The organism is Nostoc sp. PCC 7107 (assembly GCF_000316625.1).
Classification (GTDB): domain Bacteria; phylum Cyanobacteriota; class Cyanobacteriia; order Cyanobacteriales; family Nostocaceae; genus Nostoc_B.
Genome location: NC_019676.1, coordinates 1,820,215 through 1,843,465 on the forward strand (window position 1 = coordinate 1,820,215; position 23,251 = coordinate 1,843,465).

Consider the following 23,251-nt stretch of genomic DNA (forward strand, 5'->3'; position numbering starts at 1 on the left):
TTTCTTTCATACTCCCTACTCCCCAACTCCAATTTTGAAACGACGCAAATTTATTACAACTTTTGGTTTGACAACTTTAGCAGCGCAGATACCTTTGGCTCAAGTTCAAGGTAAACTATCCCCGAATACTATCCTCAAACCACCCAGATTACAACCAGGAGACACAGTAGGACTAGTTTCGCCGGCTGGTATCATTGACGCTGAAGATTTAGCCAACGCCAAGCGATCGCTCACCCAATTAGGCTTAAAAATTAAATTAGGAAACCATCTCTTAGACAGGTACGGTTATTTAGCTGGGACAGATGCTAACCGCGCTGACGATATAAACACGATGTTTGCAGATAATTCCGTCACAGCCATCATGACTATGCGCGGTGGTTGGGGTTGCAACCGCATTTTACCATTACTCAACTATGCCCAAATTCGCTCTCATCCCAAAATTATTATGGGCTTCAGCGATATCACTGCTTTGGTATTAGCAATTTATGCTCGTAGTCGAGTCATTACTTTTCATGGCGCAAATGCCACATCTACTTGGAATGAATTTACAACAAATTACGCCAAGCGCATCTTATTTAATGGTGAAGCAGTGACGATGCAAAATCTCCAAACAGAAGATGTCCAATTTGAGACCATCGCATCAGGAAAAGCCACAGGTAAACTCATCGGTGGTAACTTATCAGTTCTCGCTGCAATGGTGGGTTCACCTTATTTACCTGCTTGGTACAAAAGTATTTTATTTGTGGAAGATGTCAGAGAAGATGTTTATCGCATAGACAGAATGTTAACTCAGTTAAAAAACGCTGGGATTCTCAATCAAATATCGGGTTTTATCTTTGGCAGATGTACTGATTGTAGTGTTGGCGATGAACCATCTTTTAAATTAACTCAAGTATTACGCGACCATCTAATTCCCTTAAAAATTCCGGCTTGGTATGGTTCAATGATTGGGCATATCAAAGATAAATTTACTTTACCCATTGGTTTAAATGTTGAAATAGATGCTGATGCTGGAACAATTAAAATGTTGGAATCTGCTGTTTATTAACGCTTAATTCCCTTAAACCGTTCTTTCGCTGCTTGAAACTCTGCTTGCATCACAGATTGAATTTTTTGCGGATCAGGTTTTTTCCCACCCATAACATCACCAAAATACACACAAGCAGCTTCCCCTAAAGACCAAGTATAAGCCGCCGCCCAAGAAGCGGCGATCGCACTGCCAAAACCTGGGATAAATTTAACTAACTCCCTCCCGACTGCTTGGGCTAAAAATCCGCCAGCGATCGCACTTACAATACCACCTGCCTGCGATGGTGTGATAGTTTGCCCGTATAATTTACCTAACATTCCCACCATCGATACTTGCAATGCTGTTAACACAGGCATGGTTGCAAAGGGTAAAGGTATCGCCGCCAAGGTTGCAGCCATCACAGAAAAGGTCAACATATACCGCCGTCCTGCATCTCGGTAGATATTACCAATTTGTTTACCAACTCCCTGGGCTAATAACTGATTAATAGCGCGGGCTTCCGCTTCTGGTAACAAGTCTGCTAAACCATCTCGAAACTCTTCTAAGCCATAAAATACAGGATTGTAGCCATCTTCTTCTAAGGTGAAGTCAATCAACACAGCGCGATCGTATAATCCGCTAAAAGCTTGCTTAATTTCCGCAAAGGCGCGTTGAACTTCCGCGTAATCTGGCGGATAAGCCGGATGATCTGCTGCATCGGGAGGATACACCTCATGTAAGCAAGTCACCGCCAGCAAACAGGGAATATCTGCATATTGCTGACGTAGTTTGTGGGCGATTTGTCGTAACGTGTCAGTTGCAAAATCATTAATCTTGACGGTGAGAATTAACACCCGCGCACCACGACTAGATTTTTGCAAATCACCAAGCAACTCTTGAATAATTACCTGAGTCTCTTGATTGACATCTCCCAGTCCCACCGTATCGGTAAAAATCAACAACGGTAAATCATTTGAAGGATAGGCGTAACGTTCGGTGTGCTGGGTATGGGGGCGAAATCCTTGACCGATAATTTCCGCCGAAACTCCCGTCAGTCCGCGCACAATCGAACTTTTCCCAGCTTGGGGCTTACCAATTAACAAAGCTTCGGTAGTTGGCAATTCGGCACGGACAGCTTCTAAAATCTCTGCAATCTGAGCTTCGCTGATACTATACCATTCAACCACAGTCTGCGATACTTGCTCCACAGGTAAAAACTGCATAAAGCTAGTGGTGGCTTTTTTCCAGACACCTGCAAGGCGATTTTGCCAAGCATTATTAGCCGACTGAGTTGTTGTACCTCCAGGCGGTTCATTGGTAGATTGAGAATCTGCTGATGGCAAATCAGTATTCGGTTGCTCAGTCATGGTGATTAAAACAGCAGATAGATTGAAACTTTATTTGGGCGATCGCTTAAGATGCTCACTTGTCATTTTAGATGATTCCACAGTCACCTAACCCATAACTTGCACCTAATCTACCAATCAACAAAGTTTCATATTCCTAGGGATAGAGACTGCTGTATCCTGTTGAAACGTCCTGAAATAAAAATGCAAAATCAATTAGTAGATTGGGTCTAACGAAATGGAACCCAAGATAATTGTTGCTTACTAGATGAATTATCGATATTTAATTAGACATGATATTAGCCATTACCAGTAGTCAAGATTTGGTGAGTTTACTACAATTCCCCTTTATGCAACGGGCGCTGATTGGTGCTGTGTTAATGGGGATACTTGGGGGTTTACTTGGGTGCTTTGTAACTTTACGTCAATTGTCCTTTTTTAGCCATGCCGTTGGTCATGCAGCTTTAGTTGGGGTAGCCTTGGGTGTGCTGCTACAGTTAAATCCGACTTGGATGTTGTTGCCCTTTACTTTAGTTTTTGGTGTTATTGTTCTTTACTTTGTAGACAAAACTGATTTAGGCAGCGATAGCGTACTGAGTATAGTTCTTTCTGGTGCATTAGCGATCGGCGTAATTATGTCTAGCTTGATTCAGGGATATCGCGGTAACTTAATGGCTGTGCTTTTTGGCGATATTCTCGCTATTGATACCACAGATTTGGCTTTAACGCTGCTAATACTTGTAGGCGGCACTATATTTTTATTCTCGACTTTGCGCCAGCAAATTTTACTCACCCTGAATCCTGATGTCGCTAAAGTTCAAGGCATTCCTGTGGAATTATATCGCTACGCCTTTGTAGTACTGCTTTCTCTAGCCGTTGCTGTGGCGATTAAAGCCGTGGGAGTTTTATTAGTTAATGCCTTTTTGGTGATACCTGCGGCTACAGCCAAACTAATGAGTCAGCAGTTTAGCAGTTTTCTGTTGATGTCTGTGATAGTCGGCTCAACTAGCAGCATTATCGGCATTCTAGTGTCAGGTATTTTCAACCTCGCCTCTGGCCCTAGTATTGTGCTTGTCCAGTTTCTATTATTCATCACTGTGTTTGTTGTAATCAAGCTAGGGTGGAAAACAGCCTAATTTATTTTTTTGATTACCCCTTGCAGAATCCTTTTTTGTTTGCTAAATTTATAAATCGTGGCGCAAAAATAAAGCCCGCGCCGGGATAGCTCAGTTGGTAGAGCAGAGGACTGAAAATCCTCGTGTCACGAGTTCAAGTCTCGTTCCTGGCATTTTGAAAAACCCCTTAAAACCTAGAGCTTTAAGGGGTTTTTGCTTTCTACACCATGAAAATAGAGGACACAGTGTTCTAGATTTCAGAGAAATTTTCGACATTATTGGACACCTTTAGAGCAAAAAGTGGTGTAAATGGTGTAGAGTAGAGGATAATTACACCATCAATACACATGTACTCAAAAACTTCTAAGGGACGAGGGTATAAAGGATCTGTGTCAATCATTAACTCTAATGATCGATTGCAGTTGAGGTTTCACTATGGTGGTAAGCGCCATTACTTGTCTACAGGATTGCTTAATACTCCTGCTAACTGGAAACTGGCAGAATATAAAGCAGCAGAGATTGAGAAAGATATCTTACACGAGCGATTTGACGAATCTTTAGCGAAGTACAAACCTGCATCGTCTCTAAGTACGGTTACACCAGTTACACCAATTCAAAAACCAAAACCACAGTTAGATGAGTTGTGGGAGAAATACAGCGAGTTCAAAAAGCCTCAAGTCAGCCCTAGTACCTACGCCAAAGATTTCGCCAAGCATCGAAATCATATCGCTAAGTTACCAACGCGATCGCTAGATGAAGCATCCGCTATTCGAGATTATCTTTTAGCTAACTTAACTCCAGATGCTGCAAAGCGTTGCTTAACTCAGTTCAAAGCTTGCTGCAATTGGGCAATGGAAGAAGGGTTGATCGACGCAAACCCGTTTGCTGCTATGAAAATCAAAGCACCCAAAGGTGCGACTGAAGAACAAGATGTGAATCCTTTCACTAAAGAAGAAAGAGATTTAATTATTCATACTTTTGCAAGCGATCGCTACTACAGTCATTACACTGATTATGTACGCTTCTTATTTTTCACTGGATGCAGGCCATCTGAGGCAATTGCTTTGAAGTGGAAACACATTACTAACAGTGTTATTCAGTTTCGGGAATCGGTTGTTGTTTCAGAAGACGGCTTGGTCTTGAAAGAAGGGCTAAAAACTCAAAGAAAGCGCGATTTTCCAATCAATTCAGAATTAAAAGCGATCTTAGATGACCTTAAGCCAGAAGAACCATTACCTGAAGCATTAATTTTTACCAGCCCAAAAGGAAAATTTATCGACCATCATAACTTTTCTAATCGTGCATGGAAAGCAATTTTAGCCAAATGCGGCATTCCGTATCGTAAAAGCTACCAGACACGACATACATTTATCAGCTTTTGTGTCGAGTCACATATCAATAGCACTGCGATTGGGAGATGGACTGGAACCTCCGCTAAGATGATTGACAATCACTACGGTGCTACTAACTTTACAAATTTAAGACCACCTGAACTTTTATAAAAATTAGCTTATAACCGAAAAATCGATTGAAGTAGAAGTAGTTTACATCGAACAAAAACACGGCTATGTAGAATATTTGTCTTCTTATATCAATAATATCAAGTTCGGATAAATACTTGTATGCCAGTTTATTACCCCTACCTACATCAAAAATTTGTAATAAAAAAATCAAATTGTGAAGTGATATTACAAACATTGCAAAAATATTTAGAAATTGTTTTGTAGGCAAACATGGTTCTAAGGTAGAACCTATAGGAGAGACTTGAGGCAACTGTAATGAACATGAATGATATAAAAAACTATAGGTTTGTCTGCACCCTGACCTTTGGAGATATTTATGGTCAAATTATTGTTTGGCTAATTACAATTACACTCAGCTTGGCATCGGCTTTGGCGCTGATGGGTGCAAAAAGACCAGTATATGCTTTAGCAACCGTAGGTCTAATTGTTCTGCTATCGCTGCCCTTCTTATTGTTTGCTTTTGTAACTACATTGTTAAATCATATTGAACTAGTTGCTATAGAAGCGGGAACTAAGACAAAGACTGAACCTATACCGGGAAATATCTCCCAGCAAAGACCTATCCAAGCGACTAGTTGAATGGTAGGGAGTAGTAGATTTTAATAATGGTTAATTTTGCATTAATTAACTTCCCTGTCAGCAGACGGGGAATTTTTTTGTGAATCGCATCTCTACAATGGAACAGCAGCTTTATGCAGTCGGGGGCTAGTTTATGCTGGAACATGATGTAATTATTGTCGGGGGAGGATTAGCAGGATGCCGTGCGGCGGTGGAAATTGCCCGCATTGACCCCAGTTTAAATGTTGCTGTAGTGGCTAAAACTCATCCTATTCGTTCTCACTCAGTTGCAGCCCAGGGTGGGATGGCTGCATCGTTGAAAAATGTTGATTCGGAAGATTCTTGGGAAGCACACGCTTTTGATACTGTTAAAGGTTCTGACTATTTAGCAGACCAAGATGCGGTAGCAATTCTCGCCCAAGAAGCGCCAGATGTGGTAATTGACCTCGAACATCTGGGTGTTTTGTTTTCGCGTTTACCCGATGGACGCATTGCACAGCGGGCTTTTGGAGGACATTCTCACAATCGCACTTGCTACGCGGCTGATAAAACTGGTCACGCCATTCTCCACGAATTGGTAAATAATTTGCGGCGTTACGGTGTGCAGATTTATCAAGAGTGGTACGTAATGCGCCTGATTTTAGAAGAAGGTCAGGCGAAGGGTGTGGTGATGTATCACTTATTAAATGGGCAGATTGAGGTAGTTAGGGCAAAAGCGGTAATGTTTGCCACAGGTGGTTATGGTCGCGTTTATAACACCACTTCTAATGATTACGCTTCCACTGGCGATGGTTTGGCGATGACTGCGATCGCCGGTTTACCTCTACAAGATATGGAGTTTGTCCAATTCCACCCCACAGGCTTGTATCCAGTGGGAGTGCTGATTTCCGAAGCAGTCCGAGGGGAAGGGGCGTATTTAATTAATAGTGAGGGCGATCGCTTTATGGCGACTTATGCACCTAGCCGGATGGAACTAGCTCCTCGTGATATTACCTCAAGAGCGATCTCTTACGAAATTCGCGCTGGGCGTGGTGTGAATCTGGATGGTAGCGCTGGCGGCCCCTTTGTTTATCTGGACTTGCGCCATTTGGGTAAAGAAAAAATTATGAGTCGCGTTCCCTTTTGTTGGGAAGAAGCCCACCGCTTAGTCGGTGTTGATGCAGTGACTCAACCAATGCCAGTCCGCCCGACAATTCATTATTGTATGGGTGGTATACCTGTGAATACTGATGGTCAAGTCCGCAGTAGTGATAATAGTTTCGTTGAAGGTTTCTTTGCGGCTGGAGAAACCTCTTGTGTTTCCGTTCACGGTGCAAATCGTTTAGGTAGTAATTCTTTATTAGAATGTGTAGTCTATGGTAAACGAACTGGGGCGGCGATCGCTCAATATGTGCAGCAACGTAAATTACCTACTATTGAAGAACAGCGTTACATCAAAGAAGCCCAGCAAGAAATTCAAGCCTTACTAGAACAGCCAGGACAGTATCGCATTAACCAAGTCCGTCAAGCTTTTCAAGATACCATGACCGAATTCTGCGGCGTTTTCCGCACTCAAGAATTAATGAGTGAAGGTTGGGAAAAAATTACCGAAATCCAGCAAAAATATTCTCAAGTTTTCTTAGACGACAAAGGTAGTTGTTGGAATACCGAACTTGTAGAAGCTTTAGAACTGCGAAGCTTAATGGTAGTTGGGCAAACCATTCTAGCATCCGCCCTCAATCGCCAAGAAAGCCGCGGCGCACACTTTCGCGAAGACTTTCCCCAGCGAGATGATGTCAATTTCCTCAGACATACAATGGCTTACTATTCACCCGCAGGTATTGATATTCAATATCGCCCCGTTGTGATTAATATGTTTGAGCCAAAAGAGAGGAAGTATTAAGTAAACGGCAAATCGAGGTGATTTTCAACATATTTAGGACTTACGCACGAGTTACGGAATAACGAACCACAGAGACGCAGAGAAGCCAGTGCGTTGGGCGGCTTTGCCGACTTGAAGCAACTGGCGCGACACAGAGAAATGAGAGTTTGAGAGGTTTTTTGCGTAAGTCCTAATATTGTCCACCTCTATTAAGCATTAACTAGAACCTAATTCTTTATGAATCAAATACTTTGTTGGTTTCTTTAGATCAACCAAACCTACAATTTTTCTAAAAATTATCTTCTGCTTGAGGTACTTTATCCTGATTATCAACCTCCAAATCTAATACAAAAATCAGAGATTGTTTAATTTTGATTAAAATTTCTTGTGGCAATTCACCTAATTTACGCTCAAGTCTCACAATAGGAGTTGAACCCAGACCTTGTACGTTAGCAATAGAGTTTTGTTGGAGGAATGAAAGTTTAGGTAAAGCTACTTCATAGAAGCTACCTCGATTCTGAGTAGTTATAGGTACATAAATAACCAAAGCACGGGGTGGACTAGTGTCGTAACGAGACACAATCACAACAGGGCGCATTTTTGCTGCAAGTCCCAAATCAACTAGCCATACTTCACCGGGTTTAGGGTTCATCAATCAAGTCCAATACTTGTTGTTCAACAACTCTAGAGCGTAAAATATCTAGTGCGTCTTGGTCGGCTAATTCAATAATTTCTAAAACCGATTGTCGCACCTGTTCAGCAATATCAGGTTGCCATTGTCGTAATTTTATGTCCAGTTTTTGCACTAAAGCATCCATGACAAATTCTCACAGCGATGATTATGGCTTATAGTCTCATATTAAGTTATCAGCAATATTATTTGCCGCGATCGCACCTGCACAAAACACAATCACAATAAAGATATACAAGAGATTGGTAAGAATTTATTCCTCACCTTTACTTCTGACAATCTTGAAAGTTATTGGAAAGTTGCCGATAAACTACTACTGCTAGTTGCGCTCCTAAAATTGGTGCTATCCAATAAACCCAGTGATGTTGCCAAATTCCGCCGACAAATGCTGGCGCAAAGGAACGCGCCGGATTCATACTTGCACCAGTAATTGGCCCCATAAATGCGGCTTCTACCCCTACAGTTAAACCAATTGCTAACCCCGCAAAACCAATATGTGCGCGTCTATCTAGTCCTGAACCGAAAATCATCAACATCAGAATAAAAGTTAGAACAAACTCTAATACTAAAGACTGCAACCAATTACCATTCAACGGTAAAGTTGCACCTAAATTTCCGACTTTTCCTAAACTAATTACTAGTAAAACTGAGGCGGCGATCGCGCCTCCTAACTGTGCCAAAATATAAGGCAACACTCGCCGTTTAGGCAAAAAACCACTCGTCCAAAAAGCCAGTGTCACCGCTGGGTTGAAATGTGCGCCGCTTAAATGTCCCAACGCATAAATTAACGCCGCCACCACCGCACCAAACACAAAACTAATACCCAGATGTGTCAAAGCATTTTGACTGATGCTGTTCACCATGACTGCACCAGTACCGGCAAATACCAAAATAAAGGTTCCTATTGCTTCCGCTAAAGCTTCTCGCCAGCAATGCGCCAGCAATTTTGGTAAACCTGAGTAGAGTTTTTTGCTGAGAACATTTGCACCTGACATTTTAAAAAAAGCTCATTCGTTGGTAATAATATTTCAAGAAAACTTGATATGTCAAGCAAGATTGAATATGTAGGCTCTTACTAGCCTCTAGCTTCAATGAAATATACCTCACTCAAACAAGAAACGCTATATGTCGTTTTGAGGAAGGCATTTCCTGACTCTTGACAATCTCTCAAACAACTGCCAAGGTGTTGGAGAAAAATTTATTCTTGGTATAAATTGAGCCAGTATCCACGAGATGCAGATTTTCACAAATCAATCTCTACGAGCTAAACCTCATATTGCTGTGTTTTCTTCTACTAAAGTAGGAAACTTTGTTGTTACCACACCGCTATTAAGAGGGCTAAAAGAGAAATATCCTGATTGCACACTAGATTTTTTTGGCAGTGAGACTACCAAAGATTTTGAAATTCATTGTCCCTATATTGATTGGCGTTTTTCACTTTATACACAGCGACTAGATTTTTTAGATGCCTTATCACAAGCAGTAAATCAACGTCAACAACTCGCCGGAATTTATGATTTAGCAATTAATTGTGATGGATTTAGCGAAATCAATTTAGTAATGATTAGTGCTATCCGTCCTACGTATATTGCTGGCGTTGCTTTATCTTTAGATTTCCGAGACAAACTAAAAGTAGCAGAGCATCCAATACACAAAATATTACTAGATAAAGATTGGAATAGCCGAGAGTTTTTGCAAAGACATCAAGATATATTACAAAGCAACTATATCAGCGAAATATTCTGTCGAGTTGCATATATAGAAACTGATTTTTATAAACTGGAATTACCCAATCAAGAACCTCATTTTTTAGTGCCTGATGTATTGATTCATGTGACAGCCACACGTCCGGCAAAAATGTGGTCTGTATATTATTGGCAACAAGTTATCAACTGGTGCGAATCTCAAGGATTAACAATTGGCTTAATTGGTAGCCATCCCCAAGAGCAGCAAACTTTGTATAATGCTGGTCATACTGAAGAATATTTGTTGGAGACAACAAGTATTATTGATCTGCGAGGAAAGACTTCTTTAATTGAACTAGCAGGTGCTTTTCGCCGCACAAAAGTATGTATTTCTGTAGATTCCGGCCCTCTGCATATTGCGGCGGCTGTAGGTTGCCCAACATTGGCAGTTTTTGGGAATGATGCTGATGGTGATGGTGCAAGTCCTATAAGACTTTGGGCATCTCGGCAATCACACGTAAAACTAACTATTTCAGATTTTAAATGTACGTTATGTCAGGAGAATTCTTTTAAAAATAAAGAGTGTTTATTAGATAATCATCCTTGTATGGCATATCTTTCTCCTGAGTCAGTGATTCATCAACTTCAAGGTCTTTTACTCAGCAGCAATTTTTTGCCATGCTAATTTGGCAGCACCTACCATTCCCGCAGAATTACCCAATTGGGCTGGCAAAATTTGTAACTCTGTGCGGGAAGTATACATAACTCGCCGCTCAATTTCTACCTTGGCTGCTGGTAAGAAAAATTCAAAACTAGCACTAACCCCGCCACCAATGACGATCGCTTGTGGTGTTAAAACATAAATTAAACTAACTAAACCAATACCTAAATCTCTGCCATATTCTTGCCAAAAGGCTAAAGCCTCAGTATCTCCAGCTTGGGCTAAAGCACCCAATTGGTCAGGTTCTTTTCCTGTGCGGCGACGAATAGCAATAATTGAAGCATACTGCTCTAAAGAACCTTGATTGCCACTATTACACATCGGCCCTTCAGGGTTGAAGCTAATTAAACCTAATTCTCCAGCGGCTCCTTGATGCCCCATAAACAGCTTACCATCAAGGATAATTGCGCCACCAACACCTGTCCCCAAGGTCAACAGAATAAAATTTTGCAAGTTGCGCCCCGCACCTAACCAAGCTTCTCCCACTCCCGCACAGTTAGCATCGTTAGCAATAACCGTGGGTTTGCCTGTTTTAATTTCTAACCATTCAGCTAAAGGCACATCTAGCCATCCAGGTAAGTTAATTGCGATTTTGGCAATACGTCCAGACGCATCCGCAGGACCTGGCATACCCACACCAATAGCTATAGTTTGATTATCAGGGTCAATTTGGGCGATCGCATCTACTATCACCTCTAAAACGGCTTCTGGTGTCGCTGGTTGGGGAGTCGCCACAGTTAAGCATTTTAAGCACGCACCATCTTCGCTAAACCGCCCCAACTTAATCGCTGTTCCCCCAATATCAATCCCAATTACTTCCGGTTGATCCACAATTGCACATCCAAAACAGAGCAAGTAAGAAGTCTAAAACTTTATATTTTACACTTCATACTTCAGAATTTCCTGCCCTACCTTGGCAAATACTCCAGCCCAATCACCCAAAGATTCTTGGCGAAACAGTCGCATTGTCGGATACCAAGGGCTATCTTCTCGCTGCAATAACCATCGCCAATCAGGAATAAAGGGCAGAACAACCCAGGTTGGTTTACCCAGTGCGCCGGCTAAGTGGGCAACTGAAGTATCTATTGTTAAGACTAAATCTAATTGCGCGATCGCCGCAGCTGTATCACTAAAATTATGCAAATAACTGCTCAAATCCTGAATTTTAATATCGGCGGGTAGTTGTGCTAAGTCTTGAGAATTTTTACCTACTTGAAGGCTGTAAAACTCGACTGCTGGTATTTTGAACAATGGTAAAAATGGCTGTAGTCCACAAGTGCGTTTACTGTCATTGCGGTTCCCAGGATTACCCGCCCAAACAATGCCGACTTTGAGTTTAGTTTCTGGTGAGGCTGCTAACTGAAAGTTGTCAGATTGCGGTGGAAATATATAAGGTATTTTCGCCGGAATCGTTTCCACATTTGTCCCCAATAGATAGGGTAAGCTCATCAAGGGTGCTTGAGTATGGAACTGGGGTAATTCTTCATCCAGAGCAAACACTTGTTCTATGCCAGGAACAGTTTTGAGTAATTCCACTTGAGCAGGTAGACAAGCCAGTATAACTCGACCACCGCGATCGCTCACTAAGTCAGCATAGCGAATAAACTGAAATGTATCACCTAGACCTTGTTCTGCATACAGCAAGATAGTTTTACCATCTAAGGGAGAACCATCCCACTGCGGTGTGGCAAAGTTGGGTAGTTGTTCAGGTGGAAACATTCGCCAGCGCCATTCATAAGCTGCAAAGCCAAGGTCAAAATCTCCGCTTAATAATAGTGCTTCTGCTAAATTCTGGTGGGCTTCGGCAAAATCTGGCTGTAATTCAATTGCTGTTTTATAGCAGGTAATAGCTGCTTCAACCTCTCCTATTTGGAGCAGCACTAGACCTAAGTTATTGTAGGCTAAGGGATAATTTGGCTGAAGAATAGTCGCTTGGCGATAGGAATCTTTGGCGGACTCTAAGTTACCTAGTTGTTGAAAAACTAGACCCAAGTTGTAATGGAATTGGGCAGAGTTTGGCTGTAGTGCGATCGCTTCCTGATAATGTTGAATCGCTTCTTTCCATAAACCCTGCTGTTTCAAAGCAATACCGAGATTGCTGTGAACTGAGGCCAAAGCTGGATTAATTGCCAAAGCTTGGCGGTAAAAAGCGATCGCTTTTGCTGTTTCACCTAACTGATGGGCAAGTGTACCCGATAAATACAAAGCATCAACCTGATTTGGTTGTTCTTGGAGAATTTGCAAATATATTTGTTCAGCCTGGAATGAGCGACCCGCTTGTTGATGTTGGAAGGCGATCGCTAAACTGTCAGAAATACTATTCATTACTTACAGCTACAGCTTACTTATGTTCTTTTAAGTTGTAATCAACTTTTTCATCAGAACGCGCAGAAGCAACCTGCAAATTCACAACTGGGTAATTATTCGCCTGTGATTGCCCTTGCAAAGCCATAACTGGTGTACCACGCAGAATACCAGTCAAAGCCATAGATAGCATAAACCCACCAGCAGCGGCAGCAATTAAAGAAAGGTTATCTTTCACACAAATCTCTCAGTAAAAATTACAAATTTAGTTAAGCGTCAATGGTCAAAAGCAATTAAATTTGACCAACAGAGGAAGAGGAAACCTGAAAAATCCATATTTCAGACTTCATACTTCAGTTGACTATTTCCGAATCCCATTTTCTCCCCGCAAACGGGGATTGACAAATTCGTTTAACCCCTCACCAAGTAGGGATAACCCTACCACCATGAATGTCATTGCTAAACCAGGAAACAAGGTTGTCCACCAAACACCTGTGGGGAGTGCTTCGAGAGCCTGTTTTAAATCATGTCCCCATTCGGGAACTTCTTCGGGTAATCCCAGACCCAAAAAGCCTAAACCGCCCAACACCAAAATTGCATCGGCGGCGTTGAGAGTAAATAATACAGGTACGCTTTGAATGACGTTGAAAAATAAATAGCGAGACAGCACAATCCAAGTTGAAGCGCCCATTGCTTGGGCGGCTTCAATGAATACTTCTGTTTTCACGCTCACGGTATGGTTGCGAACCACCCGATAATATTGGGGGATGTAAGCAATACTAATTGCGATCGCGGCATTAAATATGCCTCGCCCAACAACAAAAGCCAAAGTTACAGAAAGTAATAATCCTGGTAAGGTGTAGATGCTATCCATGAGGAACAGCAACACTTTATCTAATTTGCCGCCAAGATAACCACTCACCATCCCCAATGGCACACCAATAATCATACTCAGCGCTGTGGCTAAAATCACTACTTGCAACGCAGCTTGAGCGCCAAATAAGGTACGGGAGAAGACATCATGACCCAAGCGGCTAGTACCAAACCAATGTTTAGCTGATGGTGCTTCTTGAATGGGGTTAGCCAGAAAATCTTTGGGGTTTTGCAGCCATCCCCAAGCCTGCAATACAGGGGCAAAAAATGCCAAAAAGATAAAAAACAAGGTGATGGCTAACCCAATAATCATTAACTTTTGAGAAAGGTTAGAACTTTTAGCAAACCGTAAAAATGTTGGCAGCTGACGTTTTGTTATGGCCATGTGCGATCGCCTGCATCAAGCAAGATACGCTGACCATTATAGAAGTGTGAAGTGTGAAGTATGAAGTATGAAATAAACTGTGAAGTATGAAATGAAGTTAGGATTACGCCAAAACGCTCTCTAACTCTTATTTCTCAGTTGTCTCTGTATCTTCTCTTGTTTGCTTTTTAATTACTTGGGTGTAAGTCCTAGAAAGATGAAGGATAAAATCTTAAATTTCCGACTTCATCCTTCATACTTAAGACTTTTAAAGATTGCTTTCAATCAACTGGCGGTACTCGCTCTTTTGTTTCACGCCTTTGACTTCCTTCACCAGTTCTTTGTCTTTGAAGAATTGCACTGTTGGTGTACCTGTTACCCCAGCGTTTTCGGCAATGTCGCGGTCTTTATCAATGTCAATTTCCACAAAGTGAATTTTGCCATCGAATTCATCCACTACTTTATTGAGTATGGGTTTGAGGGTATGACAAGGGCCGCAACCAGGAGCAACGTATTTGACAATCAGCAGGCGATCGCTTTCATGGAATAATTTCCGTAGAGCATAACCACCTTCATGGCGTGTTGCCTGTAAACTAAACCCTGCGGCTTCTTCAGCTTCCGTTTTCTTTGGTGCTGGCTGAGTTTCTAACTCATTATTAATTGTTGGTTCTTGATGAAACTCTTGAATCAAAGCATTAGAAGACAACCAACGTTCTGCCAATAACGCCGCCATACAGCCAGTACCCGCAGCTGTAATTGCTTGGCGATATTCATGGTCTTGCACGTCACCAGCAGCATAAACACCTTCAACACTGGTTTCTACAGAACCATGTTTGGTGACAATGTAACCCACATCATCCAGTTCGAGTTGTCCCTTAAATAAAGATGTATTCGGAGTGTGACCGATCGCATAAAATAAACCTTTAGCATGGATTTCGCTTTCTGCACCAGTTTGATTATTGCGAACTTTCACCCCATCCATGTGACCATTGCCAAACACGTCGACAACTTCTGTGTTCCAATGCACCTGGATTTTTGGGTTACTCAAAACTCGGTCTTGCATAGCTTTAGAAGCCCGCATCTTATCAGACCGCACTAACAAATTAACTTTGGAACCGTATTTAGTCAGGTAAATAGATTCTTCTGCGGCTGAGTCGCCAGCCCCAATTATCGCCAACTCTGCGCCGTGGAAAATTGGTGTCGCACCATCGCAAATCGCACAGGCAGAAATTCCGCGACTCCAAAATAAATGTTCGCTATCTAAACCCAAGCGCCTTGCTGTGGCTCCAGTGGCAATAATTAAACTGTGGGCTTTAACTTCTCTTTCTTCAGAGCGGACTGTAAACGGACGCTGACTTAAATCAACAGATATCACATCCTCAGTATGTAACTCAGCCCCCCAACGTTCAGCCTGTGCCTTCATCCGATCCATTAGGTCTGGCCCAGTAATCCCTTGCGGAAACCCCGGAAAGTTCTCTACTTCCGTCGTGGTCATCAGTTGCCCACCCGGCAATCCTCCAGCTTGGAAACCTTCAAAAACAACGGGTTTCAGGTTCGCTCGTCCCGCATAGATGGCAGCGGTGTATCCTGCTGGCCCAGAACCGATAATCACCACGTTTTCTACAGTCGGGTTAGTCATAAATTTAACTGAACTCATAACGACTACGTTTAATCTAGCATAACAAATTAATGGAGTGGAATCAAACCCTGATTCTAGAAATACTTTTCCATCCGTAATAACTTCTCAACACCGTAATTTGACGGCTATCTTACCAGAGTAAGAAAGATTTTTTACCAGAAGTGATAGATCGGAGATTACAAGTGGGTAAGTTACAACTAGAACTCACCAATCAACGTTCGTACCCCGAACTTTCAGGAGAAACCCCATGCTCAAGCCAGAATTGCAAGCTAAATACTTACATTACCTCAGCAACCGTAAGAACAAACAAGAAGAAGGTTTTACCTTAATTGAACTGCTAGTTGTAGTAATTATTATTGGTGTACTGGCGGCGATCGCGCTACCGTCCCTGCTTGGTCAAGTTAACAAAGCCAAACAGTCAGAAGCCAGAAACTACGTTGGTACAGTTAACCGTTCTCAACAAGCTTACTACTTAGAATACCAAGGTTTTGCTACCAGTATTTCTCAGTTGCAAGTAGGTATTAAGACTCAATCTGATAACTATTCTTACGTTATTGCTGGTACTAGTACTCTTACCCAATTTAACGCAACACCTATTAAACCTGCGCTGAAATCTTATTACGGTGTAGTAGGTACAACACTAGGTAGCGCTGCTACGTCTGAAGCACTCACAGTGGCAATAGCTTGTGAATCACCCACCCCTGTGACGACATCTCCCGCTACGGCTACCAGCTCTACAGCCTGTCAGAACAACTTCGCTTCCCTAGCTAGATAAAAAACTTAATATTTTTCCTAGTCATCTTACTAGGCAATTTCAAATAAAGTTATTCCTCTGTTGGGTAGTGTGTTATCACATTACCCAATTTCTGCAATTTTTTTCATTAGACATCTCCAGAAATAATGTAGAGAATAGCATTACTAAGTCTCTACAAGGTTTCTGGATAAGGCATATTTAATTGCTTGAGATGTCCGTGAGATGAAGGATGTCTTAGAAGTATTAAATATTTTGCCTGATCCCCCCTAGCACCCCTTAAAAAGGGGGATTTAGGAGGATCTAAAAGTCTCAAATACAACATCACAAAGTTTTCAGACATCCTCTAGGGAAATTCATAGTTTCCTGTCTTTTTGCAATCTCTCCTATTCAGATTCAAAATTTTTGACCTATGGTTGCTCTAAATACTTCTCTCAGCTTAAATCAGCGTGCAAATGAATATTTTCTGAACGGAAATTACATTCAAGCTGCTAACCTTTATGAACAAGCAATTGCTGTCAATCCAGAAATTAAATCTAACTATTGGCATTTAGGATTAATCTTCCTCTTACAGGAACAAGAAGTAGAAGCACAAACGACTTGGTTCATGGCAATGATGGAAGGAGAAGCAGAACAAGTTAATATTTGGAATGCTGAATTATTAGAAATTTTAGAAACAGAAGCCGACCGCCAAGAGAAGCTAGAAAAATATAATATTTGCGAAAAAATCAGGCAAAACATTAGGCAAATTGCTCCTGACAATATTCACAATCTCCTGCATCTAATTAATCTACATATTAAGCTTGAAACTTATACAGAGGAAACATTCAGTGAACTAGATATCATTGAGATTATTAATTCCAATACAAAAACAAACATCAATTTAGAAATTTTAGGTAAAACCATAAGTAGTGTTTTACACTATATACAGATATATCCTTCTAGTATAGAGTTCTTTGAAGCTTGTTCTCTACATTTTACAGAAAATCCTCAAGCTTTAATGAATATCTTCATAGCTGCGGCTGTAGACATTGCTTACTCGCGTAGACAACCAAAAATAGCAGCGCAGTTATGTGAAATTTATTTACGACTGGATAACAATAATCCAGGAGTGTTAGGTCATTTATCTAGTTTTTATCAAAATTCTGATGACTATGAATTAGGCATAGAAACAGCTAAAACTTTTTATTCTTTGGTGGAAAGATTACCAGAAAAGATTTTTGCCAACCGTCAGATATTAAGGGGATTAATGAGTGCTGGTGGTCAGTGGCAAGAATCTTACTCTGTCAATCAAAGGCAACAAGATTTATTAGCAGAACTTATAGCTACGAATCCTCAAGATTTGACACCAATGGATGTATCTATACTGTTAAATTCCAATTATTTTGCATTTTATATAGAAGACAATATAGCGAAAAATAGGTCTGTACAAAATAAAATACTGCAAATATGTCAAGAAAATCATAATATTTATGCCCAAGCACAAGTAGAAAAATATTCTCAAGGACATTTAGAAAGAAAAAAACAAAGAATATCTCAGAAAAAACTGAAAATAGGATATATCTCCCATTGTTTCAAAAGTCATTCTGTGGGTTGGTTAGCACGATGGTTATTGCAGTATCATGACCGAGATAAGTTTGAAATTAATGGTTATTTTGTTAATAGTGATAATGTATCTGATCTCTTGCATCAGTGGTATATTAACCAAATGGATAAGGTATTCAAATCCTATAATGTTTGGTCACTAGCAGAAGAAATTTATCAAGATGAAATTGATATTTTAATCGACTTGGATAGCATCACACTTGATATAACTTGTGAAGTGATGACCTTCAAACCAGCACCAATTCAGGTGACATGGTTAGGTTGGGATGCTTCGGGTAGTCCATCGATAGATTATTTTATTGCTGACCCCTACGTTCTTTCAGAATCCGCACAGGAACACTATCAAGAAAAAATTTGGCGCTTACCTCAAACCTATATAGCTGTAGATGGTTTTGAGGTAAATGTGCCTAAAGTACGACGAGATGAATTGGATATTCCCAATGATGCAGTTGTTTATTTTTCTGGACAAAGGGGATTTAAAAGGCATCCAGATATTACAAGATTGCAGTTAAAAATTCTAAAAGAAGTTCCAAATAGCTATTTCTTGATTAAAGGTTTGGCCGATGAAGAATCAACTCACAAATTCTTTGCCCAAATAGCGAAAGAAGAAGAAGTTGATTATGCAAGATTGCGATTTTTAGCAGATGCTCCGACAGAAGGTGTTCACCGAGCTAATTTAGATATTGCTGATATAGTTTTAGACACTTATCCTTACAATGGGGCGACAACTACCTTAGAAACTCTGTGGATGTGCATCCCGATGGTAACGCGAGTGGGTGAGCAATTTGCGGCACGTAATAGCTATACCATGATGATGAATGCTGGTATTTCTGAAGGTATTGCCTGGACTGATGAAGAGTATGTAGAGTGGGGTATACGCTTAGGCAAAGATGCGGATTTGCGGCAACAAATTGCTTGGAAGCTGAGACAATCCAGAAAAACTTCACCTTTGTGGAATGGTAAGCAATTTGCTCGTGAAATGGAAAAAGCTTATGAGCAAATGTGGCAGAAATATACAACTAAGTAGAATGGTGCAAATAAACGAACTATGTAACAAAAAGTAAAGTGGATTGAAAACCTCTTCCCTCCTCAATACTTTTCGGTTAATATCCTCCCGCCTACGGCGATCGCCTTATTAAGGGGGTAAAATGAGGTTGTTAGCCTCCCTTTTTAAGGGGGTTGGAGGTATCTTAAAAAGATTAAAATATTAACCGAGAAGTATTGAATTACAAGGGTCGAGATAGTTAATGTTGGTTTAGAGGCATAAAAATAAACTCCTAGTTTTTCTAATTGCAGAGTTATTCCTAGTTTTAGGATTTTTCTTTTCCTACGTTAATATTTCGGACAAGTCTGTTACGCATTACCCTATCAAGACTTGCACTCACACTTTCAGCATCCGGTGACTGCAATCGCTGCAAAATCTCTAAAGCTGGTTGCAAATAGGATATCGCTTTAGTGTATTCACCCTGCTGTTCTGCCAAATGTCCTAACAACCACAAAGTCATTGCCTTGGCTTGGACATTTCCAATGCGTTCATTTATTTCCAAAGACTGATTGAAAAGTGCGATCGCTTCATCCACTTCCCCTTTGTTAGCGTAGATAATTGCCAGTTGTTTCAACGTCACCGCTTTGCCTTGGACATTTCCAATGCGTTCATTTATTTCCAAAGACTGATTGAAAAGTGCGATCGCTTGATCCACTTCCCCTTTGTCGGTGTAGATATATCCTAGATTGTGCAACGTCGCCGCTTTGCCTTGAACATCACCAATGCGTTCTGTTATTTCCAAAGACTCCTTGTAGAGTGCGATCGCTTGATCTACTTCACCTTTGTTAGCGTAGATCATTCCCAGTTGGTGCAATGTCGTCGCTTTGCCTTGGACATTACCAATGCGTTCATTTATTTCCAAAGACTCCTTGTAGAGTGCGATCGCTTCATCCACTTCCCCTTTGTTGGCGTAGAGAATTCCCAGTTGGTGCAACGTCGCCGCTTTGCCTTGGACATTACCAATGCGTTCTTTTAATTCCAAAGACTGATTGTAGAGTGCGATCGCTTGCTCCATTTCCCCTTTGTTGGCGTATATACGTCCCAGTTCGTGCAACGTCGCCGCTTTGCCTTGGACATAACCAATGCGTTCTTTTATTTTCAAAGACTGATTGAAAAGTGCGATCGCTTGCTCCACTTCCCCTTTGTTGACGTAGATCATTCCCAGACAGTGCAACGTCGCAGCTTTGCTTTGGACATCTCCAGTGCGTTCACTTATTTCCAAAGACTGATTGTAAAGTGCGATCGCTTGCTCCACTTCACCTTTGTTGAGGTAGATACCTGCCAGGTTATGAATTATTGTAGATTTTTCTATTTCGTCTGTTTCCAAACAAAATTCAAGCGCTTGCTGATAATACTGCTGTGCTTGTTCAACTTCACCAAGTACTTCTTGAGAGCGAGCTATTTCATGTAAAACGCGGTAGTCTGGAGTGAATTCTAAGGTAGATTTGCACAGTTGCACTGCTTCTCGAAAACGGCTTTGATTTTTCCAGTTACGTGCCAGATAGAAGGCTATTGTGCCAGCAATGTCTTCATCCTTCCCCAACAACGCCAAGCGATGAATTTCTAAACTTTGTGCTTCCGTCGCACCTTTCCCCTCTTCCCACCACAGACGATACAAAATTTGTGCAGCTTGTTTATACAACTCTTCACCCTTGGGGTTTTCTGGAAACTCTAGCAACGGTGACAAAATCCGGGGAACACGATACAACCTCTCTGTGTTGTTGGTGAGGGTAACTTCCAACAAACCCAAAATTTCAGCGCATTGCTTATGACTTTCCCAACTTGAGATATCCTCACAAATCGGGGAAATAGCAGCTAGAGGAACAGGTAACTCATACACCAACAACTTCCCCAGCATAAGACGCAAAGCTGGAGTTTGCTGCTTCAGCAATTCCTGTGCCAAAATATCCTCACGAAATTCCTTTTCCTTATCTGCCATCTTTTGCAGAATCATCTCAACTCCCCTCTCCGCTTCCGGCGACTTCGGGGAATTTTGCAAAATCTGATCTAACCATTCCAACAGCCGAGGATTTCCATCTGCTGCTGTTTTGGCACGTTCCGGCAAATCTGGCTGAAATTGCCAACTGCCATTAAACGAATCCAGACGATTATACTTTTTAATTAAATCTGCCCCACCCAAAGCCCCCAGAGGTTCGCGGTACAGACGATGATTCAGTTCCGACAAAGTGAAATTGTAGCGACAGGTAATAATTACCTTGTGGGGAAGTTGGGAATTTTGCATCGCCTTCAGCAACGCCAGCATTACCTCCACAACTTGTGGTTGCAAGACATAAACCCCATTTCGTAATTCCAAATTAGCCTCAAAGTCATCCAGCACAAAGGCAAAGCGCTGTTCTTTGGTATTCAGTCCTTCACTGAAAAACTTGGTGAGGCGCTGCATCAAGGGTAACTTGCCATTGAGAATTTCATGCCCCCGTTCCGAGGTACATTGTTCAGCAAGGGTTTTGAGCAGTTTGTCCTCATCCAGTTGCCGAAAGTTCACCAGCCTGTGATAGCCAACCATCCTTTCCAGAAGTCGCGCCGTCACAGTACTCTTACCCACACCCCCCAGTCCGTGAATTAGTACCCCTAATGAAGTGCGAATAGCTTTGAGACAACGTTGCAAAGTCCGCCGTCTCCCCACAAACTCAGAGGGTTTCGCCACCCGCACCAGTTGGGTATCGGGATCTAAAAACTGTTGATAAGCAGGTTCCGGCGCTGAGAGTGGCACATCTCCCAACACATCCACCAACGCACCCGGACATTCACCCTGGACATATAACCGTAACAAATGCCAGTCACGCACTTTCTGTTTAAATAACTGCTGGTAAGTACTAGCTAGTGCTTGGGCTAATTGATATCCCGCCGCCAATTTGCCGTAGAGGTGCGCGGCGGCGGCTGTGGCTGTCCGATCTTCCACAGGCCGCCCCCAACTTAAAACCGCCCTAGCCCCTTGTTCAATAAGCGCCTCAGCCATTGAAGGAACAGCCCCTTTATCTGGTGCTTGTCCAGTCCGACACCCAGACAAAAACACCAACTTGGGAAAGCGAAACCGAAAGATTTCGGCCAGTTCTGCGGCTGTGGTTTCGTGGCGATCGCCGATTTCCGTCTCAGTAATAAAGTAAGGCGTGTAAGGTGCTTCATCTTTAATTGAGGCGTGTCCTGTGAGGTGAAACACATCAAAGTCATTAAAATAGCGACTCCACACCTTACCCAACTCGCTAACGCAACCGCTTTCTTCCACCCGCAAATCAACAGCAAAATCTCGCGTATCAGCCAGAATTCTCGCTTCTTCCTGTTCAAACTCTAACTTTGGTTGCACATCTTCCGGATCGGTTGCCATAAACAATACTCGCAATTGTCGTGCTTCCACAGAAAACGGTTCCGTTTCTTTCTCAATCCAGCGCAGAGGTAACACCACTGGATTAACCCGCTTGACTAAAAAATCCTCACCATCATGCAGCACTTCCCAAGGTAAATGTGCCAATTTTTTATCAGTATCAATGGCAATTACCAACCCCTCACCGCGACAGTTAGCAATTCCCCGACTCAACCACCGTCCATCCCCATCCAACCAAAAAAATAACTGCTTCCCGATTCCTGGTAAATTGGGCAGCAGTTTATAATAATCTCGTTCGCCTTGCTGGAGGAAATCAGCGATTTCTGCCAATTTCAGGCGACGTGATTCATAGTGCTTTATTTGAGGTAGCCAATACCTGAGTTCAACAGTTTCCTGCGTACTTTCCCGAAGTTGAATGCGGATAGTTTGCACTTATTTGCTGATAGATTTGAGGATTTCGGTGATTTCCTCTATAGTAGCTTCTTCGAGTAAAATCCTGTTTCCAGTATCAGGGTCAAGAATTACCACATCAAATTGCTTCCCTGGATGAGATTTATGCCATTCTTGATACCATTTGCGAATTTGTTCAGCTAAAGCCGCAACACCACCCACAATGCCGACAATAGTAGCGATGACTGCTAATGTGCCTTCTTTTGAGCTAGGAACTTCATAACTCCCCGATATTCCAGGAATTTCTAGCAAAGCCTCGGCGGCGGCTGGCGCACCTTCACCCTCAATCCCAATTTGAATTTCTGCCATTAGTAATCTTTGCCACACGCAATCAAATCATACATCCCACAAATATATATCAGTCAGCAACT

19 protein-coding genes and 1 tRNA gene are annotated in these 23,251 nt (G+C 41.9%); 9 read left to right on the forward strand and 11 right to left on the reverse strand.

Features of this window, described 5'->3' with window-relative positions; genetic code table 11:
- Nucleotides 1–31 precede the first annotated feature (31 nt).
- Nucleotides 32–1,048 carry an LD-carboxypeptidase gene (locus NOS7107_RS07845; protein ID WP_157374202.1) on the forward strand — a complete coding sequence of 339 codons (1,017 nt, stop codon included), beginning with the start codon at nucleotides 32–34 and terminating at the stop codon, nucleotides 1,046–1,048.
- On the opposite strand, the gene NOS7107_RS07850 is transcribed toward NOS7107_RS07845, so the two are convergent.
- Nucleotides 1,045–2,376, reverse strand: a complete 1,332-nt coding sequence (locus NOS7107_RS07850) for a GTPase family protein (RefSeq protein WP_015112441.1) — start codon at nucleotides 2,374–2,376, stop codon at nucleotides 1,045–1,047. The genes NOS7107_RS07845 and NOS7107_RS07850 overlap by 4 nt on opposite strands.
- A 272-nt stretch (nucleotides 2,377–2,648) precedes the next feature.
- Here NOS7107_RS07850 and NOS7107_RS07855 point away from each other — a divergent pair, with 272 nt between their 5' ends.
- From NOS7107_RS07855 to NOS7107_RS07875, 5 genes are all read left to right on the forward strand, one after another.
- Nucleotides 2,649–3,491 carry a metal ABC transporter permease gene (locus NOS7107_RS07855; protein ID WP_015112442.1) on the forward strand — a complete coding sequence of 281 codons (843 nt, stop codon included), beginning with the start codon at nucleotides 2,649–2,651 and terminating at the stop codon, nucleotides 3,489–3,491.
- A gap of 79 nt (nucleotides 3,492–3,570) precedes the next feature.
- Nucleotides 3,571–3,643 (forward strand) — tRNA-Phe (locus NOS7107_RS07860).
- A 216-nt stretch (nucleotides 3,644–3,859) separates the two neighbouring features.
- On the forward strand, nucleotides 3,860–4,972 hold the full coding sequence (locus tag NOS7107_RS07865) for a site-specific integrase (RefSeq protein WP_253274532.1): 1,113 nt from the start codon (nucleotides 3,860–3,862) through the stop codon (nucleotides 4,970–4,972).
- 276 nt (nucleotides 4,973–5,248) lie between these two features.
- A complete protein-coding gene (locus NOS7107_RS07870; protein ID WP_015112444.1) occupies nucleotides 5,249–5,572 on the forward strand; it encodes a hypothetical protein in 324 nt (107 codons plus the stop codon).
- A gap of 133 nt (nucleotides 5,573–5,705) precedes the next feature.
- Entirely contained in the window at nucleotides 5,706–7,433 is a 1,728-nt protein-coding gene (locus NOS7107_RS07875) for a succinate dehydrogenase/fumarate reductase flavoprotein subunit (protein WP_015112445.1), read from the forward strand.
- Between the two features lie 268 nt (nucleotides 7,434–7,701).
- On the opposite strand, the gene NOS7107_RS07880 is transcribed toward NOS7107_RS07875, so the two are convergent.
- From NOS7107_RS07880 to NOS7107_RS07885, 3 genes are all read right to left on the reverse strand, one after another.
- Nucleotides 7,702–8,064 (reverse strand): type II toxin-antitoxin system PemK/MazF family toxin, encoded by a 363-nt coding sequence (locus NOS7107_RS07880; protein WP_015112446.1) that lies wholly within the window; start codon nucleotides 8,062–8,064, stop codon nucleotides 7,702–7,704.
- Nucleotides 8,054–8,230 carry a hypothetical protein gene (locus NOS7107_RS28960; protein WP_015112447.1) on the reverse strand — a complete coding sequence of 59 codons (177 nt, stop codon included), beginning with the start codon at nucleotides 8,228–8,230 and terminating at the stop codon, nucleotides 8,054–8,056. The genes NOS7107_RS07880 and NOS7107_RS28960 overlap by 11 nt, the downstream gene beginning before the upstream one ends.
- A gap of 139 nt (nucleotides 8,231–8,369) precedes the next feature.
- Nucleotides 8,370–9,098 (reverse strand): MIP/aquaporin family protein, encoded by a 729-nt coding sequence (locus tag NOS7107_RS07885; RefSeq protein WP_015112448.1) that lies wholly within the window; start codon nucleotides 9,096–9,098, stop codon nucleotides 8,370–8,372.
- 238 nt (nucleotides 9,099–9,336) lie between these two features.
- On the opposite strand from NOS7107_RS07885, the gene NOS7107_RS07890 reads away from it, so the two are divergent.
- Complete coding sequence (locus NOS7107_RS07890; RefSeq protein ID WP_015112449.1) at nucleotides 9,337–10,473, forward strand: glycosyltransferase family 9 protein; 1,137 nt, start codon at nucleotides 9,337–9,339, stop codon at nucleotides 10,471–10,473.
- On the opposite strand, the gene NOS7107_RS07895 is transcribed toward NOS7107_RS07890, so the two are convergent.
- The 5 genes from NOS7107_RS07895 to trxB form a co-directional block, all read right to left on the reverse strand.
- Nucleotides 10,444–11,340, reverse strand: coding sequence for an ROK family protein (locus NOS7107_RS07895; RefSeq protein ID WP_015112450.1), 897 nt, complete (start codon nucleotides 11,338–11,340; stop codon nucleotides 10,444–10,446). The genes NOS7107_RS07890 and NOS7107_RS07895 overlap by 30 nt on opposite strands.
- Before the next feature lie 48 nt (nucleotides 11,341–11,388).
- Complete coding sequence (locus tag NOS7107_RS07900) at nucleotides 11,389–12,834, reverse strand: tetratricopeptide repeat protein (RefSeq protein WP_015112451.1); 1,446 nt, start codon at nucleotides 12,832–12,834, stop codon at nucleotides 11,389–11,391.
- A 16-nt stretch (nucleotides 12,835–12,850) separates the two neighbouring features.
- Nucleotides 12,851–13,051, reverse strand: a complete 201-nt coding sequence (locus NOS7107_RS07905; RefSeq protein ID WP_015112452.1) for a hypothetical protein — start codon at nucleotides 13,049–13,051, stop codon at nucleotides 12,851–12,853.
- Nucleotides 13,052–13,174: 123 nt separating this feature from the next.
- On the reverse strand, nucleotides 13,175–14,071 hold the full coding sequence (locus tag NOS7107_RS07910; protein WP_015112453.1) for an ABC transporter permease: 897 nt from the start codon (nucleotides 14,069–14,071) through the stop codon (nucleotides 13,175–13,177).
- Nucleotides 14,072–14,318: 247 nt separating this feature from the next.
- Nucleotides 14,319–15,689: a thioredoxin-disulfide reductase gene (trxB, locus tag NOS7107_RS07915; RefSeq protein ID WP_044499836.1), complete on the reverse strand. Its 1,371-nt coding sequence runs from the start codon at nucleotides 15,687–15,689 to the stop codon at nucleotides 14,319–14,321.
- A gap of 247 nt (nucleotides 15,690–15,936) precedes the next feature.
- On the opposite strand from trxB, the gene NOS7107_RS07920 reads away from it, so the two are divergent.
- Together NOS7107_RS07920 and NOS7107_RS07925 are read left to right on the forward strand one after the other, a co-directional pair.
- On the forward strand, nucleotides 15,937–16,464 hold the full coding sequence (locus NOS7107_RS07920) for a type IV pilin-like G/H family protein (RefSeq protein WP_015112455.1): 528 nt from the start codon (nucleotides 15,937–15,939) through the stop codon (nucleotides 16,462–16,464).
- 388 nt (nucleotides 16,465–16,852) lie between these two features.
- A complete protein-coding gene (locus tag NOS7107_RS07925; RefSeq protein WP_015112456.1) occupies nucleotides 16,853–19,072 on the forward strand; it encodes a glycosyltransferase in 2,220 nt (739 codons plus the stop codon).
- A 283-nt stretch (nucleotides 19,073–19,355) separates the two neighbouring features.
- Here the strand turns inward: NOS7107_RS07925 and NOS7107_RS07930 are convergent, their stop codons facing one another.
- Both NOS7107_RS07930 and NOS7107_RS07935 read right to left on the reverse strand, forming a co-directional pair.
- Entirely contained in the window at nucleotides 19,356–22,862 is a 3,507-nt protein-coding gene (locus tag NOS7107_RS07930; RefSeq protein WP_015112457.1) for a tetratricopeptide repeat protein, read from the reverse strand.
- A complete protein-coding gene (locus NOS7107_RS07935; protein ID WP_015112458.1) occupies nucleotides 22,863–23,189 on the reverse strand; it encodes a hypothetical protein in 327 nt (108 codons plus the stop codon).
- Nucleotides 23,190–23,251: the final 62 nt, after the last annotated feature.

Excerpts from the sequence above, each read along its gene's own strand:
- NOS7107_RS07850 (WP_015112441.1), bottom strand. The coding sequence starts at position 2,376 with ATGACTGAGCAACCGAATACTGATTTGCCATCAGCAGATTCTCAATCT.
- NOS7107_RS07855 (WP_015112442.1), top strand. The coding sequence starts at position 2,649 with ATGATATTAGCCATTACCAGTAGTCAAGATTTGGTGAGTTTACTACAA.
- NOS7107_RS07870 (WP_015112444.1), top strand. The coding sequence starts at position 5,249 with ATGAACATGAATGATATAAAAAACTATAGGTTTGTCTGCACCCTGACC.
- NOS7107_RS07875 (WP_015112445.1), top strand. The coding sequence starts at position 5,706 with ATGCTGGAACATGATGTAATTATTGTCGGGGGAGGATTAGCAGGATGC.
- NOS7107_RS07880 (WP_015112446.1), bottom strand. The coding sequence starts at position 8,064 with ATGAACCCTAAACCCGGTGAAGTATGGCTAGTTGATTTGGGACTTGCA.
- NOS7107_RS28960 (WP_015112447.1), bottom strand. The coding sequence starts at position 8,230 with ATGGATGCTTTAGTGCAAAAACTGGACATAAAATTACGACAATGGCAA.
- NOS7107_RS07885 (WP_015112448.1), bottom strand. The coding sequence starts at position 9,098 with ATGTCAGGTGCAAATGTTCTCAGCAAAAAACTCTACTCAGGTTTACCA.
- NOS7107_RS07890 (WP_015112449.1), top strand. The coding sequence starts at position 9,337 with ATGCAGATTTTCACAAATCAATCTCTACGAGCTAAACCTCATATTGCT.
- NOS7107_RS07900 (WP_015112451.1), bottom strand. The coding sequence starts at position 12,834 with ATGAATAGTATTTCTGACAGTTTAGCGATCGCCTTCCAACATCAACAA.
- NOS7107_RS07910 (WP_015112453.1), bottom strand. The coding sequence starts at position 14,071 with ATGGCCATAACAAAACGTCAGCTGCCAACATTTTTACGGTTTGCTAAA.
- trxB (WP_044499836.1), bottom strand. The coding sequence starts at position 15,689 with ATGACTAACCCGACTGTAGAAAACGTGGTGATTATCGGTTCTGGGCCA.
- NOS7107_RS07920 (WP_015112455.1), top strand. The coding sequence starts at position 15,937 with ATGCTCAAGCCAGAATTGCAAGCTAAATACTTACATTACCTCAGCAAC.
- NOS7107_RS07925 (WP_015112456.1), top strand. The coding sequence starts at position 16,853 with ATGGTTGCTCTAAATACTTCTCTCAGCTTAAATCAGCGTGCAAATGAA.
- NOS7107_RS07935 (WP_015112458.1), bottom strand. The coding sequence starts at position 23,189 with ATGGCAGAAATTCAAATTGGGATTGAGGGTGAAGGTGCGCCAGCCGCC.